Here is a 14,398-nt window from a genome sequence, read left to right on the forward strand (position 1 = left end):
GATACTTAGCTTACGTGAAGATAAGATACAGAATTCAAGCTTAATACCCTTTGTTAGTAATTTCTTTCCTCTTCTTTTATTTTCAGGGGTTTACTATTTTCTTATATTGAAGGAAAATCATTTATCAGCAGTATTGACCTCCGGTTTTACTCTGATAACTCTTCTATTTCTGGCTAATATCCGAAAAGCAACTATTTGTATATTAATATTTTGCGTTCTTATGCTTGGACTAGTGGTAGTATATTTTCAAAAAGACGGTAAATTTGAGTTTTTTCAAAAACATGCTACCAGCGAAATAAAGTTAGCAGATGAACAACCACAGGTTGAAAATAGGAGCTTTCGTCTAAAAAGGATTGAGTCATTTAATGAATCCTCACTTCTGATAAGATGGCTGACTGGTAATAAATCTACTGCTAATATATCAACAAATAATATGGAGAGTATCTTCTGCCTTTCTACTGGTAAGTTATTTGGAACCGGACCAGATGGTGGCATGGGGAAATTGAAATATCTGCATGAAGCCCGAACAGATTTTGTATTTGCTATTATTGCTGAAGAATTTGGATTAATTGGGGCATTATTTGTAATTCTACTATATATGGGGCTTGTACTTCGAGGTATCAGTATCTCCTCACGTCAAAAGGAAATGTTCCCACGTATTCTGGGCTATGGCTTTAGTTTGAATATTTTCTTTAATATTGTCATTCACATAGGAGCTGTAGCCGGGTGCATTCCAACCACTGGTGTAACACTTCCCTTTATCAGTGCTGGAGGTTCTTCTATCGTAGTAAACTCAATGGCAATAGGGATTCTGCTCATTCTGGGTAAACCTGTTGAGGCGGTTGAATGAAAACCATAGTGATTAGTGGAGGTGGGACAGCAGGACATATCAATCCAGCCCTCAGCATTGCCAGATATTTAAAAGAAGCCGGCTGGCAAGTCCATTTTATCGGAAATAGAAATAGTCTTGAAGAGCGATTAATAAATCTGGCTGGTTATCCCTTCCATAAAATCAATGTTCAAAAGTTATATCGCAGGTTCACCTTTTCTCATATTAAATTTCCATTCTTATTGATCTATAGTGTTATTCGCTCAATATTTATATTAAAAAAGATTAAGCCTTCTATCTACTTAGGTACAGGTGGTTTTGTATGTGGACCAGCAGGACTGGCAGCTCATCTGATGAATATTCCTATATATTTGCAAGAGCAGAACAGCTTTCCTGGCATGACAACCCGCAGTTTAGCTAAGTGGTCTCGAATTATATTCTTAGGTAATCGTAAAGCTGCTGATTATCTAAATAATAGCATGACAAAATACTGTGGAAACCCTATAAATCCTGTCCTGTTGCAAAGCCCAATACCCATTGATCAAGCCGAATTGAAGCTTGATCCGACCAAAAAGAAGATTTTCTTAATGGGCGGAAGTCAAGGTTCTCTGATGTTAAATAGTATTCTTGAAGACATAGTAGAAGACCTGCTGGGAAGAGGACTGGAATTGATCTGGCAAACAGGGAATTACAGTTATCAGAAATTCCAGGATAAATTTGGCGAGAGGAAAGGAATTTATCTATTTGCATATTCTGATAATATTGCGGCTTTATATAATATCTGCGATTTAGTAATAGCCAGAGCAGGAGCAATTACACTGGCAGAGCTGGAATATCTTAAGAAACCGGCCATTCTGGTTCCATTGCCTACAGCAGCGGCAAACCACCAGCTTTATAATGCCCAGGAATCTGCAGAAAAAGGTGAAGCAGAAATTATTGAGCAAAAGAATTTGACACCAGTTCTTCTTCTGAAAAAGGTCATCTTCATGATGGAGAATATTAAAGAATATCAGTTAAATTTTGGTGAAACAAGGCATCAGCACTCTGCAAGAGACATTGCTGCTGTTCTTAATGATTTAGAGGAGAAATAGACTAATGTTTGGAAAAATGAGGAAAATACATTTTGTTGGTATTGGTGGTATTGGCATGAGTGGAATTGCCGAGTTATTAAGCAATCAGGGTTTCATTATTTCTGGTTCAGATCTGCGGGAATCATCAGTAACTGAACATCTGAGAACTAAGAATATCAGAATAAATATTGGTCATGATCCTCAGAATATCTGGGATGCTGACGTTGTTGTGAAATCTTCTGCAGTAGTGGACGAAAATCCTGAAATTGCCTCTGCGATCCACAGAAAAATTCCTGTGATACGAAGAGCAGAAATGCTGGCAGAGATCATGAGAATGAGCTATGGTGTGTGCATTGCTGGAACGCATGGTAAAACCAGTACTACAAGTATGGTGGGTACAGTATTTGAAGCTGCAGGACTTGATCCCACCGTAATCGTGGGTGGAATAGTAAAAAATTATGGTTCTAATAATCTCCTGGGTTCAGGAAAATATATTATAGCTGAAGCAGACGAATTTGACAGATCATTTCTCTCTCTATATCCATGTATTGCGGGAATCACAAATATTGATGCAGATCATCTTGATTGCTACAAAGATATCGACAATATCAAGTCAGCATTTACAGAATTTGCAAATAAGGTTCCTTTTTTTGGTTCAGTAATCTGTTGTCTGGATGATAAAGGTGTACAATCTGTAATTCCAGATATCAAAAAGAATATTTTTACCTATGGATTTTCAGCTCAGGCAACATTACGGGCAATTAATATTGAAATGTCTAACTTTGAAACAAGTTATACTGCAATACTTGATAATCAGAATCTTGGACAGATCCATCTGAAAGTGCCTGGAAAGCACAATGTTCTAAATTCATTACTCGCTGTGAGCGTAGGATTGGAATTGCAGATACCCTTTTCGGCAATTCAGACAGGTCTGGCTGGATACAATGGTGTTTTCCGCAGATTTGAGTACAAAGGCAATGTAAATGACATCACACTTTATGATGATTACTGCCATCACCCGACTGAGATCATTGCAACATTAAATGCTATAAAAGAAAATACTGACAGACGGATAGTTGCCGTTTTTCAACCTCATCTCTATAGTCGCACCCGGGATTTTTATAATGAATTTGGCAGATCTTTTTTTCAGTCTGATATTCTGCTGGTAGCCCCAATATTTCCCGCCAGAGAAAAACCCATTCCAGGCATAAGCGGAAAAATGATCGCCGATGCTGCTATTCAATCCGGTCATCGTCATGTACATTACATTGAAAGTAATGATGAGATAGTAAAAAGTATGAAATCACATTGCCAGCCTGGAGATATTATAGTCACAATGGGTGCAGGGAATATCTATCAGTACGGTGAAGAGTTCCTAAGAAATGTCCCTGAATAAAATTAAAGCCCACACTGTTGATCTTTCTAAATGGTCACATATTAGGATTGGTGCTCCATATCATGATTTTTATCTGCCAGAAAATCAGGTGCAATTAATTGAACTTCTGAATAATGCCAGGGGAAAAGACAAATCTTTGCTGTTTCTGGCGGGTGGATCAAATATTTTATTTGGAAACACCAGTAGATATATTATTATAAGCGATGCCTTCCTACCCTGTTTCTGGAAACGGGAAGGTAAAAACATAATCGTGTCAGGAAATTATAATATCTCCAGATTGCTGATGGAGATGTCTCGCCTTGATCTTGGTGGTATGGAATTTTTAGCAGGTATTCCTGCACATATATCTGGACTGGTTAAGATGAATGCTGGGGCTTTTGGCACTCAAATCAGTGATTTTATAAAATATATCAAGTTAATTAACGCAGAAGGTGAAATTAAGAAAATATCAGGCTCAGATTTAGATTTTTCTTACAGGCACTCTGATATTTCTGGTTTTATCACTGAAATATGTCTATCTCCTGAATCAAAGCCACAAATTAAAATTCTTAATGATATTAAAGCAAAAATCAATGATCGGAGAGCACATCAACCTTTGAATATGCCTAACCTTGGCTCCATCTTTAAGAATCCTCTGGATGCCAGCGCAGGATACCTTTTAGATAAGGCTGGATTTAAAGGGAAATCGTTAGGTGATGCTGCTTTTTCTTCCCTGCATGCAAATATTATGGTTAATCTTGGTAAGGCAGATTTTTCTGATGCCCTGCAATTAATAGATAATGCCAGTGAAGCAGTTTTGAGAACTTTCCATATTGAGCTTGAACTGGAAATCAAGGTAGTGAACTAATGAGGAAGCGCAGAGGAAATACACGTTACTTTGCCTGGTTCCTGACCATTATAGGAGGCTCATATCTTGCCTTCAGGCTGATATTACTGCTACTTTACAGTCTTAACATATTCCTGATAAAAGATCTCTCATTTACTGGTCAAATGGCTATGGCTACAGATAATCTCAAGCAGGCAGGTGATGATCTTATAGGCAGAAATCTGTTTAGAGTCAGTCAGGAAGAAGTAAAAGATATTTATTCCTCATTTTCTCGAATTAAAGATTTGAGTATATCAAGAAAGCTATTTAACAAATTACAGATTAATATTGTTGAAAGAAAACCGGTTTTTCAGGTTCTTACTCGTGATGGGAAGATTTTGATTGTTGATGATGAATCAGTAATACTTTCATTATCAGAATCTTCCCAACCAGAGAATCCCACGATCATTTCAGTACAAGCTGTATCTGATACTTTGGAACCTGGTAAGAGCCTGAAAGATCCATTTCTTGCAGAAATGCTGAAAATGTATCCAGATATCAAGGAAGCGGAACCTGATTTCTTTGATTTTATTTCGGAAATATATGTAAAGGACAATGATTTGTATTTGGTAGAAAGCAGGCAGGGCTATAGAATTATTCTTCCCAGGGAAGATCTGCTGCAAAATATTATCGATTACATGGATATAAAAAATACCTATTCTTTTGATAATAAAACAATTATTGATATGACAATCGAAAATAACTATCGGGTTAGCAAACGGGAGGATTAGTGAGGCAGAAAAATAAAGATATTATCACCGTAGTAGATATTGGAACAACAAAAGTGTGCACAGTAATAGCAGAAAAAAAGCTAAATGATAAAAATGAAGTTTTCTTTCTAGTTAAAGGATTTGGACTTACTACCTCTGAAGGTATGGTAAAAAGTGCAGTTGTAGAAATGAATAAGGCTGCTTCCTCGATTGACAGATCTATTAAAGAAGCAGAGAAAATGGCTCAGCTTAAAGCAGTAAATATTTATGTCGGTATTGCAGGAGATCATATTAAAAGTGGGAATTTTAAAGGCGAAATCACCATCCCTGTCGACGCTCAGGATGGCAAAAAGAAGATTACCAAGAAACACATTGATCTTGTGATTACGGATGCAAAAAAATCAGCAGGCTATCAACCTGATTTTGCAAATCTTAAAATCATACATGCTATACCTCACTATTTTAATACTGACAATGGCAAAGGTATCCCTAATCCCTTAGGTTTGGAAGCTTCACGCTTATTTGCCAAAGTCCATATTATTTTTGCCAATGAAGCCAATGTGAATAACTTACTTAGCTGCTTTGAAATTTCTGGCTATAATGTAAAACCTCAAAACACTGTTCTGGAGCCAATTGCTTCTTCATATGCAGTTCTGAATGAAGATCAGAAAGAATTAGGAGCAATTATGATCGATATTGGAGGTGGGACCACTGATATTGCGATCTATTTCCGAAATAGTATCAGATTTTCAGCAGTATTCCCTTTTGGTGGGTCAGAATTGACTCGAAGACTGTCAGGAGATATATTAGCCTCTCTCAGTGTTACAGAGGATTTAAAAATTTCTGCTGGACAGGCAACAGTTGAGGGCATTGATCCTAATGAAGAGATTGAGTTCCTTGATATCACAGGTAATCAAATAAAATACAAAAAAACAGAATTCGCAGAGAATATCTCCAAAGAGATGACAGCTCTGATTCGCAAAATATATAATCATATTAATAGATCTATAGCTATAGAAAGTTTAAAAGCAGGTATTTATCTTACTGGTGGTGCTGCAAACTTAGAAGGATTAGATGAATTGATCTTCAATATGACAAAAATGCATTGCACAATTTGTAAACCTGATCTATCTAAATTTCAGGGAAGAACTTCTTTACTTGAAAAACCTGAATTTTCCACTACTGTGGGGATTTTCCTTTACGTGCATGATAACTATATAAAAAATGGGTTTGATGTTGAATTTGATAAAGATAGAATTAGTTTCTTTAAGAGGGCATTAAAGTTTATTCAAAGCTGGTTTGTGTAAATAAAATAGTCTGGAGGATATATAATGAGAATAGAACCTGTCTTAAATGAGAAATATGTAAATTCTCAGGTGAAGATCAAGATACTGGGAGTAGGAGGAGCTGGAGGTAATACAATTAATACCCTGGTGGAGAAGAAATTGCAGGGTGTGGAATTTATTGCAGCAAACACAGATTGGGGTGACCTTCAGAAATCTAAAGCAGATAAACTCCTTCATCTGGGCAGACTCACATCACGAGGACTTGGAGCTGGAGCGGACAGAGAGATCGGTAAACTGGCTGCTGAAGAATCTGAGGCAGAAATTGTGGACACCTTTCATGATGCTGATATGGTCTTTCTGGTTGCCGGAATGGGTAAAGGTACGGGTACAGGTTCATCTCCTACTATTGTTGAGACAATCAAAAGCATTAAAAGTGAAACTGGAAATCAGAAACTTGTTGTTGCAATAGTATTTTTCCCCTTTCAATATGAAGGTGCCAAACGAATAAAAAATGCCGAGAAAGGTCTGGAAGAACTCGTGGGTATTGTAGATACCTTGATCGTGATCCCCAATGAAAAGATCCATGAAGAATATAAAGGAGTTTCCATTATTGAAGCATTCAAAAAGGCTGATGATATTATCTTTCATGCTGCCAGTGCGATTACTGACCTTTTACTTAAAAAGGGCTATTTAGAAGTAGATTTCAGGGATATCCTTACCATTCTGGCAAACAAAGGTTTTGCTTATATCACCAGCGGAGAAGCTGAAGGAGATAATAGGGCGATGGAAGCTGCAGATCGTGCGATGAACAATCCTCTACTCTCTGATATTGAACTTAAAGATACCAAGGGATTATTGATCAATATTACTTCTGGTCCTGACCTGGGATTAAATGAATTTTATGATGCTTTGACAAAGATCACCGATTCCACGGGCAAGGAAGGGGATATTATCCATGGTTATGTGATTGATAATGAGATGAGCAACAAAGTTCGCGTTACAATGATCGCTACCGGGCTTAAAATCAAAACTCAATCTTATTATAAAGTTCCTGCACCTGCTAAATCAAATACTCAAGCTGATCTTAACTTTAATACTTCCAGAAATGACTGGCGCAAAATTGATAGTGATGATGATCTCGATATTGATAAATCCAACACTCAGTCTCAGAAAATTGAGATTGATGAAGATACTGACACCAATGAAATAAATAATGATATTCCGGCATTTTATAAAAGATTTAATAATGACTAAATATTCAAGGAGTTTTTATGAAAAAAGGACAAATTATCTTAACCTTGCTGTTTCTTGTTCTATCGCTATGTCTTTCAGGAGATGATATGTACAAAGATTTTATTAAAACTGACTCAGGTTTAATGTATCAGATTACCACTCAAGGTGAGGGCAAACTCGCTAAAGCTGGAGATACTGTAGTAATGCACTATACTGGCAAATTTGAAAATGGTGATGTTTTTGACAGCTCTATTGACCGGGGTAAACCCTTTGTTTTCCCGCTGGGGGCTGGACGTGTGATCAAAGGCTGGGATGAAGGAGTGGCATACCTGCATGTGGGAGATAAAGCTACTTTTATTATTCCTCCGGAAATTGGCTATGGATCGATGAAAAATGGAGATATCCCTGCTAATTCCACTCTGATCTTTGATGTTGAATTATTAGATATCAAATCTAAAAATATAAAATCTATTCCCCCTTATGATGTAACTGGCCTGGAACTTCATACTACTGATAGTGGACTCCAATATTATATCGTTGACGCTGGTGCAGGAGATTCTCCTAATCAAGGCTCAAATGTAGAAGTTCATTATACAGGCTATCTTCAGTCCAATAACCAGATGTTTGATTCCAGTGTGCAAAAAGGCAAACCCTTCCGTTTTCAATTAGGAGCTGGCAGAGTTATCAAAGGCTGGGACGAAGGAGTAGCTTTGATGAAAATTGGAGCAAAATACCGTTTCATTATTCCACCGGAATTAGGTTATGGTAACCGTAATGTTGGTCCTATACCTGCTGGAAGTGCTTTAATATTTGATGTAGAATTGATCGATTTCAATTAAGTATATCCTGGGGAGAGAAATTCCTTTCCCCTATTTTTTCCCTACTCGACTCACGTCTCACGTCTCACGTCTCACGACTTTTACTTGACACATGATTTGTGATATTCATTTTTACTCAAAATTATTTTGCAGGAGATATCATGGCAAAAGTGGTAGTTAACAAGGTTGATAAAGTTTATGATAATGGTTTTAAAGCGGTCTCAAGTGTTAGCTTTGTTGCCGAAGACAAAGAATTTGTAATTCTTGTCGGTCCTTCTGGATGTGGAAAATCAACAACACTTAGAATGATTGCCGGTCTGGAAGAGATAACTGAGGGTGAAATCTTCATCGCTGATAAACTCGTTAATAATATCCCCCCCAAAGATAGAGATATAGCCATGGTCTTTCAGAATTATGCCCTGTATCCACATATGACAGTATATGAAAATATGTCTTTTGCTCTCAAATTAAGAAAAACTCCCAAAGCTGAAATTGATCCCATTGTCCAGGATGCTGCTAAATTACTGGAAATTGAAGACCTTCTTGACCGCAAACCTAAACAGTTATCTGGTGGTCAAAGACAGCGTGTCGCCCTGGGAAGAGCTATTGTCAGAAAACCAAAAGTATTTCTCTTTGATGAACCTCTCTCAAATCTTGATGCCAAATTAAGAGTGCAAATGCGTGCTGAGATCACAAGACTCCACAGAAAACTGGCTACTACCATGATCTATGTTACCCATGATCAGGTTGAAGCTATGACAATGGCAGATAAGATAGTTATAATGAAAGATGGTCTCATTCATCAGATAGATACTCCCTTAAATGTTTATAATAACCCCGTAAATCTCTTTGTTGCTGGATTTATTGGCTCTCCTGCGATAAACCAGTTCAGGGGCAGAATTGAAGATGAAAATAACGCTCTGACTTTTATTGCTGATTCCTTCAAGGTTCCAGTACCTTCACAATTCAGAGATCCACTAAAATCTCATATTGGCAAAAACGTGATCATGGGATTGCGACCTGAAGATATCTATGATGCTGAATATGATTCCATGGCTGAGACACCTGTGAATTTAACAGTACTTTGTGACGTTGTAGAGCCTATGGGAAATGAATATGTGGTTTATTTATCTACTGGAGAATCTACTATTATTGCCAGGCTTGATCCTAAAAAACTGCCTCAGGTTGAGCAGGATCTTAAGATAAGTTTTGATATGAAGAAGATGCATTTCTTCGATCCGGAAACTCAGGATTGCCTTACGCATAAAAAATAACCCTGCCAGATAATGACAGGGTTAATATTATAAAATATTAATTTATCTTTAATTCAATAGCTCAGAATATTTCTTTTGAGCTATTTCTTTTGTTATATAATCATGATCCAGAGCCCATTTAAGCACTTTCTTTGGTTCTTCTCTGGGATCATATAACACTCCTACAGAATAAAAATTACGCTCATCAAGGTCTTTTTGATGCACTGAAAGCATCTCTTCCTCAAATATCATTATGCTCATTTTTTCTCTGTTACTGGCAGTATAAGTATATCTTTGAGTTTGAGCTTTAGATTTGTTCTTTGGGTCTATCAACATATCAAGAAATGATTGAGCTTCAACCAGACGAATAGAAAATAATTCATCACCCTTGCGAATTGTCTTCTTTTCAAATACAGGTCTTTTCCATTCAATTTTAACTACTTCCTGCACTGAACCGGAATCAAATAAGTGATTATTAAGATCGTCCCTGATGTCCTTATCAAACACTTCTATAGTGATATCAAGGTGGGTATCATCGAATATATCCAATAACTGCTTACGGCTATGGAAGTATTTCTCAATCAAATGGTCAGCATTAGTGTAACCAAGTGATTTCAATATTGCAGGCAATCTTTTCATGAGTTTTGGAGAACAGCTTTCAAGGTAATTATCAATATACCTGCGATCCGGTTCAATGATCAAAGTCAGCAGCCAGGCCAATTCTATGGCACTATATCCTGCCATGATGCTTATCTCCCCAATCATTTCTTCTTCACGCTGATTGGGTTTCTGATGCCGGTATTTTCTCAACATATCGCAAATAAACTGGTCTATATAATCACTGCTGCGTATCCATAAAATTATCTTTTCCATCTCTTTTTCATCTGGATTCTCAGCAAATTCCATATATTCACTTATCTTTTCATAAGATTGATTCGCTGATGCGATGAACATTCCCAGATAATTGATGTCTTCAGTAGTGATTTCCAAATCTATATTTGTGTAAAGAGCAAGCCCTTTTATATACTTCTCCTGCTCTTCCTTGGTCATTTTAGTTAAAGGATGATCTTCGATTCTTTCAAATCCAGTACTAACCTTTTTTATTGTATCGAGAAAATCCATCTGTTTCCTCCTGACATATCTCGGAACTTTTTTTTATTTATTTTTTTAATCTTCATTTTTTTGTCAACTAAGATAATTTATTTTCAGTAAACTGTGATAGTATATCAAATATTTTTTCTCTAATTCTTAATTAATTTTCAATAAGAAAGAGACTCCCCGCAATTGCAGGAAGTCTCAAATTCTTTATTTACACTCCGGGAATGAAATTTGTATCGACACTTATCATTCTGGCAAATTCTGCTAATAATTTAGCTGCTGCTGCCATATCTTGGAGGTGGATAACTTCATTCTGGGTATGCATATATCTATTGGGGATACTGATCAAACCTGCAGCAACTCCTGAACGACTTACCTGAATAGCATTTGCATCTGTTCCAGTTGCCCGTGGTGCTGCTTCTATCTGATAAGCAACTTTTGCCTTATTACCAGCCTGCTTCAGTAATTTAAACACTTCTGGATTGATATTACAACCAACAGAAATTACCGGTCCCTTGCCTAATCTGATATCTCCCAAAGTATTCTTGTTCATACCAGGGAAATCAGTTGCATGAGTTACATCAATGGCGATTCCCACATGGGGATCTATTCCATAAGCTGAGGTTCTGGCTCCACGTAAACCCACTTCTTCCTGCACAGCTGCTACTGAATATAGATTGAAGTCGATTTCTTCTTTTGCCAGTTCCTTCATCACGGCTGCCACTACAAATACTCCAGCTTTATTATCAGTTGCCTTACTGGTGATGATATCTCCCTGGAGGTATTCAAGCCCAGGGCTAAAGGTGATAGGATCACCGATTCCTACTCTTTTTTCCGCATCTTTACGATCAGCGGCACCTATATCAATCCACAATCCTTCCAGTTTAGGAGCATCTTTTCGCTCTTCCGGCTTCAAGAGATGAATAGCCTTTCTGCCTATAACGCCACGCACAAGTTTGCCTTCATGATAAATATTTACCCGGCTACCCGGCAGTAATGCCACATCCACCCCACCAATTGGTGAAAAATGAATGAAACCATTATCATCAATGTAACTGACCATCAGACCGATCTCATCAGCATGTCCCACGATCATCAGGCGAAGATCGCTCTTGCCTCTCTTTAGCGCGATCACATTTCCATGCACATCTGTGGTTACGTCATCAGCATACTTGCCTATAAATTTACGATAGACTTCCTGAGCTGGCTGCTCAAATCCTGATGGACTGGGAGCTTCAACCAGATCGGTAAAAAATTTCTTCATTGCTTTGTCCATGTTTACTCCGCCTTTTTTTTATAATTAATCTTAACAATTATTTGCTACACCTTTTGCAAAAGGATTCACCTTTTTCCTGGCAATTTTTACAGATTCCGGATTAGGAATCATGCAGAGAAATTTCAAGGTAGTATCACCTGTGTTCTTATAACAATGCTTAAATTGTGGCGGAACATAGATTACATCACCTTCCTTAAAGGGTTTATCACCTTCTTCTGTTACCAGTGCTCCTTCCCCGGAAACTATAAAATTCTCATGTTCCCAGCTATGTGTGTGATATGGCGTAAATCCACCCGGCTCTACTTCAAACATCCTGGTAGCAAAATTTGGAGCTCCATCCTTTTGGGAAATCAACCAACGGATAGAAGCACCTTTTGCTCCATCCATTTCTACTTCTTCCAGTGGTATTTCACTATAGTGTTTCAGTTTCATGAATCCTCCCAGGTATTTATACTGAGATCACTTCTTTCACTTCCGGTATCTCGTCTTTCAATACTCGCTCAATCCCTGCTTTCAAGGTCAAAGTTGCCATTGGGCAACTGCCGCAGGCACCCTGTAATCTCACTTCTACTACTCCATCTTCGCGCACATTGATAAGTTCACAATCCCCACCATCTGCCTGCAGTGATGGACGTACCTTATCTAATACTTCCTGAACTTTTACTTTATCAAGCATTAGTTCCTCCTTATATTTCTTTGTTTTATAATATAACTGATATTCAGCTATTAACAAAAAAACCAACAAATATATCGTTTCTTATAAGGCAAGCAATATTCTTATTCCTTCATCACTCCATATACACGACTTCTTATTTCAACAGGATCATTGATTTTGGTTTAGTTATATATTGATCACTCCTGATCCTATAAAAATAAACCCCTGAAGAATTGTTTCTGCCATTCCAGGTATAGCTCGATCCTTTCAAGCTCAGATTAATTGTCTCAACTTTTTGACCCTTTAGATTATATATTTCCAGTTCAGGATCTGATATTCCGGAAATAAGTGAATATCGTATCGTAGTTTCAGGATTAAAAGGATTGGGATAATTACCAAATAACTCTATTGGATTAGATATCACCTCTGAGTGTTCATTACCATTTGAATTAACATTGACTGTCCAATTTACTTCCTGGTCATATTCTTCATCACTGATTGTGAGAATGATCTCAAATTCACCACCCTCATTGAACTGATGCAGATAACTGCATTGATCACCTCCAACTTGACTTTCATTGATCTGCCAGAGATAGTTCACTTCACTGTCAATATCCTGCACTGCTGCTGCAAATAATACTTCTTCCCCTTCAGTAATTTCAACCTCAGACTCCTCGGGTTCAAGATCATATACCACAGGTGCATCATTGACTGGCTGAGCCCAGAATAGTACTTCTGATGAATCTTCAATACCACCCCAGCCTCTTGCGGTGAAGTATAGCACCTCAAAACCACACCAATTAAGGTCAGGAATTAGTGTTACTGATAAACTGTTTATTTCTGCATGGATATTCTCGCTGGGTACCATTCTCAGAAAATAGCACGTATTTGTGATGTATTCCGAAAAATCTACGGTCAGTATCTCATCTTCAAGGGTTTCAAATCCCTGTGGTAATTCCAGTTCTGGAGCTGCAAGTTCATCCATCAGCATGATTCCGCCCTCATCTATCATATAAAATTGGGAGGCTTCATAATTTAATTCATATTCACCCCATCCCCAGTCATTTGTAGATAGTTCCCAAACCTCCAGATGTAGAATATCTCCTATATCGAATACTCCAAATTGTCCACAGTTTACTTTCACAAAACTTCCAAAAGCAGGAAAATAACAGTCAGTACTATCTTCTGTGAGAATTTCTCCCGGATTATCGGTAAGCCATGCTTCAAAATGTATATCTCCCTCTTCAGGTATTTCATTTGCAGCATTATGCACTTCCACATATACAGGATGAGGTTGAGCGATTAATGCACAAGTTAAAATCAAGAATATTAGTAGTAATAGCCGTGCTTTCATATTATCTCCTCTTTTCAAATTATTACGACTCATATTTTCTTAGTAAGTAATTTTCATGTCAATCAATATATCCCGCTGGCGTTTACAGAAATTTATCTTCACTTTCGGAGTACAGTGAGAATGTCACTGTGTGCGGCATCAGCCGCATTGAAAAACTTTTCTCAGTTATCTCTGTACTCTCTGTGGTGAAAATTCTTCTCTTAAATTACATTTTTACGTGTGGTCTGTGTAGTTCGTGGTTAAAAATCTTTCTCATCTAACGGCTCGACACATCGACATTCTCGATGTACTCCAAAATCATCACCGTGACACCCTTAACCATTCTGCTGCCATCAAAAAAGTAACCAGCAAGCAACAAGTTGACAACCTACTGGCGACACCCGAGAGACCCTTAGGGGATGTAAAGTTGAACGGCATGACATTAATGTGTTATGTTGATTGTCAATGGCATTTTAAATTGGTACAGTTTTGGCACTCGTAACTGGTACAGATTTTCAGTTAATTTTGCCCTTCATTCTATAACTGTCACCAGCCATAACTACCGGTTCAGCATGA

The 14,398-nt window shown here is 37.6% G+C and carries 14 protein-coding genes; 9 read left to right on the forward strand and 5 right to left on the reverse strand.

Annotated elements, in window-relative coordinates:
- The 9 genes from RAO94_11865 to ugpC all read left to right on the forward strand — a co-directional run.
- Positions 1-850 (forward strand): FtsW/RodA/SpoVE family cell cycle protein (locus RAO94_11865; GenBank protein ID MDP8323038.1); only part of this gene is annotated, 850 nt, incomplete at its 5' end.
- Complete coding sequence (gene murG, locus RAO94_11870; GenBank protein ID MDP8323039.1) at positions 847-1,920, forward strand: undecaprenyldiphospho-muramoylpentapeptide beta-N-acetylglucosaminyltransferase; 1,074 nt, start codon at positions 847-849, stop codon at positions 1,918-1,920. The genes RAO94_11865 and murG, both read left to right, overlap by 4 nt.
- A 4-nt stretch (positions 1,921-1,924) precedes the next feature.
- Positions 1,925-3,295 (forward strand): UDP-N-acetylmuramate--L-alanine ligase, encoded by a 1,371-nt coding sequence (gene murC, locus RAO94_11875; protein ID MDP8323040.1) that lies wholly within the window; start codon positions 1,925-1,927, stop codon positions 3,293-3,295.
- Complete coding sequence (gene murB / locus RAO94_11880; protein MDP8323041.1) at positions 3,282-4,142, forward strand: UDP-N-acetylmuramate dehydrogenase; 861 nt, start codon at positions 3,282-3,284, stop codon at positions 4,140-4,142. The genes murC and murB overlap by 14 nt, the downstream gene beginning before the upstream one ends.
- Entirely contained in the window at positions 4,142-4,891 is a 750-nt protein-coding gene (locus tag RAO94_11885) for an FtsQ-type POTRA domain-containing protein (protein MDP8323042.1), read from the forward strand. The genes murB and RAO94_11885 overlap by 1 nt, the downstream gene beginning before the upstream one ends.
- Complete coding sequence (ftsA, locus tag RAO94_11890; GenBank protein ID MDP8323043.1) at positions 4,891-6,177, forward strand: cell division protein FtsA; 1,287 nt, start codon at positions 4,891-4,893, stop codon at positions 6,175-6,177. The genes RAO94_11885 and ftsA overlap by 1 nt, the downstream gene beginning before the upstream one ends.
- Positions 6,178-6,201: 24 nt before the next feature.
- Positions 6,202-7,410 carry a cell division protein FtsZ gene (gene ftsZ, locus RAO94_11895; GenBank protein MDP8323044.1) on the forward strand — a complete coding sequence of 403 codons (1,209 nt, stop codon included), beginning with the start codon at positions 6,202-6,204 and terminating at the stop codon, positions 7,408-7,410.
- Positions 7,411-7,427: 17 nt separating this feature from the next.
- Entirely contained in the window at positions 7,428-8,228 is an 801-nt protein-coding gene (locus tag RAO94_11900; GenBank protein ID MDP8323045.1) for an FKBP-type peptidyl-prolyl cis-trans isomerase, read from the forward strand.
- Positions 8,229-8,368: 140 nt separating this feature from the next.
- Positions 8,369-9,481, forward strand: a complete 1,113-nt coding sequence (gene ugpC / locus RAO94_11905) for a sn-glycerol-3-phosphate ABC transporter ATP-binding protein UgpC (GenBank protein ID MDP8323046.1) — start codon at positions 8,369-8,371, stop codon at positions 9,479-9,481.
- Between the two features lie 48 nt (positions 9,482-9,529).
- Here the strand turns inward: ugpC and RAO94_11910 are convergent, their stop codons facing one another.
- The 5 genes from RAO94_11910 to RAO94_11930 form a co-directional block, all read right to left on the reverse strand.
- Complete coding sequence (locus RAO94_11910) at positions 9,530-10,582, reverse strand: hypothetical protein (GenBank protein ID MDP8323047.1); 1,053 nt, start codon at positions 10,580-10,582, stop codon at positions 9,530-9,532.
- A gap of 187 nt (positions 10,583-10,769) precedes the next feature.
- Positions 10,770-11,834, reverse strand: a complete 1,065-nt coding sequence (locus RAO94_11915; GenBank protein ID MDP8323048.1) for a M42 family metallopeptidase — start codon at positions 11,832-11,834, stop codon at positions 10,770-10,772.
- 30 nt (positions 11,835-11,864) lie between these two features.
- Positions 11,865-12,266: a cupin domain-containing protein gene (locus RAO94_11920; protein MDP8323049.1), complete on the reverse strand. Its 402-nt coding sequence runs from the start codon at positions 12,264-12,266 to the stop codon at positions 11,865-11,867.
- A 16-nt stretch (positions 12,267-12,282) separates the two neighbouring features.
- A complete protein-coding gene (locus tag RAO94_11925; GenBank protein ID MDP8323050.1) occupies positions 12,283-12,510 on the reverse strand; it encodes a NifU family protein in 228 nt (75 codons plus the stop codon).
- Between the two features lie 133 nt (positions 12,511-12,643).
- Entirely contained in the window at positions 12,644-13,843 is a 1,200-nt protein-coding gene (locus tag RAO94_11930; protein MDP8323051.1) for a T9SS type A sorting domain-containing protein, read from the reverse strand.
- Positions 13,844-14,398 lie beyond the last annotated feature (555 nt).

Origin of the sequence: Candidatus Stygibacter australis (assembly GCA_030765845.1) — a bacterium.
Classification (GTDB): Bacteria; Cloacimonadota; Cloacimonadia; order Cloacimonadales; family TCS61; genus Stygibacter; species Stygibacter australis.

Excerpts from the sequence above, each read along its gene's own strand:
- murG (MDP8323039.1), top strand. The coding sequence starts at position 847 with ATGAAAACCATAGTGATTAGTGGAGGTGGGACAGCAGGACATATCAAT.
- murC (MDP8323040.1), top strand. The coding sequence starts at position 1,925 with ATGTTTGGAAAAATGAGGAAAATACATTTTGTTGGTATTGGTGGTATT.
- murB (MDP8323041.1), top strand. The coding sequence starts at position 3,282 with ATGTCCCTGAATAAAATTAAAGCCCACACTGTTGATCTTTCTAAATGG.
- RAO94_11885 (MDP8323042.1), top strand. The coding sequence starts at position 4,142 with ATGAGGAAGCGCAGAGGAAATACACGTTACTTTGCCTGGTTCCTGACC.
- ftsZ (MDP8323044.1), top strand. The coding sequence starts at position 6,202 with ATGAGAATAGAACCTGTCTTAAATGAGAAATATGTAAATTCTCAGGTG.
- RAO94_11900 (MDP8323045.1), top strand. The coding sequence starts at position 7,428 with ATGAAAAAAGGACAAATTATCTTAACCTTGCTGTTTCTTGTTCTATCG.
- ugpC (MDP8323046.1), top strand. The coding sequence starts at position 8,369 with ATGGCAAAAGTGGTAGTTAACAAGGTTGATAAAGTTTATGATAATGGT.
- RAO94_11910 (MDP8323047.1), bottom strand. The coding sequence starts at position 10,582 with ATGGATTTTCTCGATACAATAAAAAAGGTTAGTACTGGATTTGAAAGA.
- RAO94_11915 (MDP8323048.1), bottom strand. The coding sequence starts at position 11,834 with ATGGACAAAGCAATGAAGAAATTTTTTACCGATCTGGTTGAAGCTCCC.
- RAO94_11920 (MDP8323049.1), bottom strand. The coding sequence starts at position 12,266 with ATGAAACTGAAACACTATAGTGAAATACCACTGGAAGAAGTAGAAATG.
- RAO94_11925 (MDP8323050.1), bottom strand. The coding sequence starts at position 12,510 with ATGCTTGATAAAGTAAAAGTTCAGGAAGTATTAGATAAGGTACGTCCA.
- RAO94_11930 (MDP8323051.1), bottom strand. The coding sequence starts at position 13,843 with ATGAAAGCACGGCTATTACTACTAATATTCTTGATTTTAACTTGTGCA.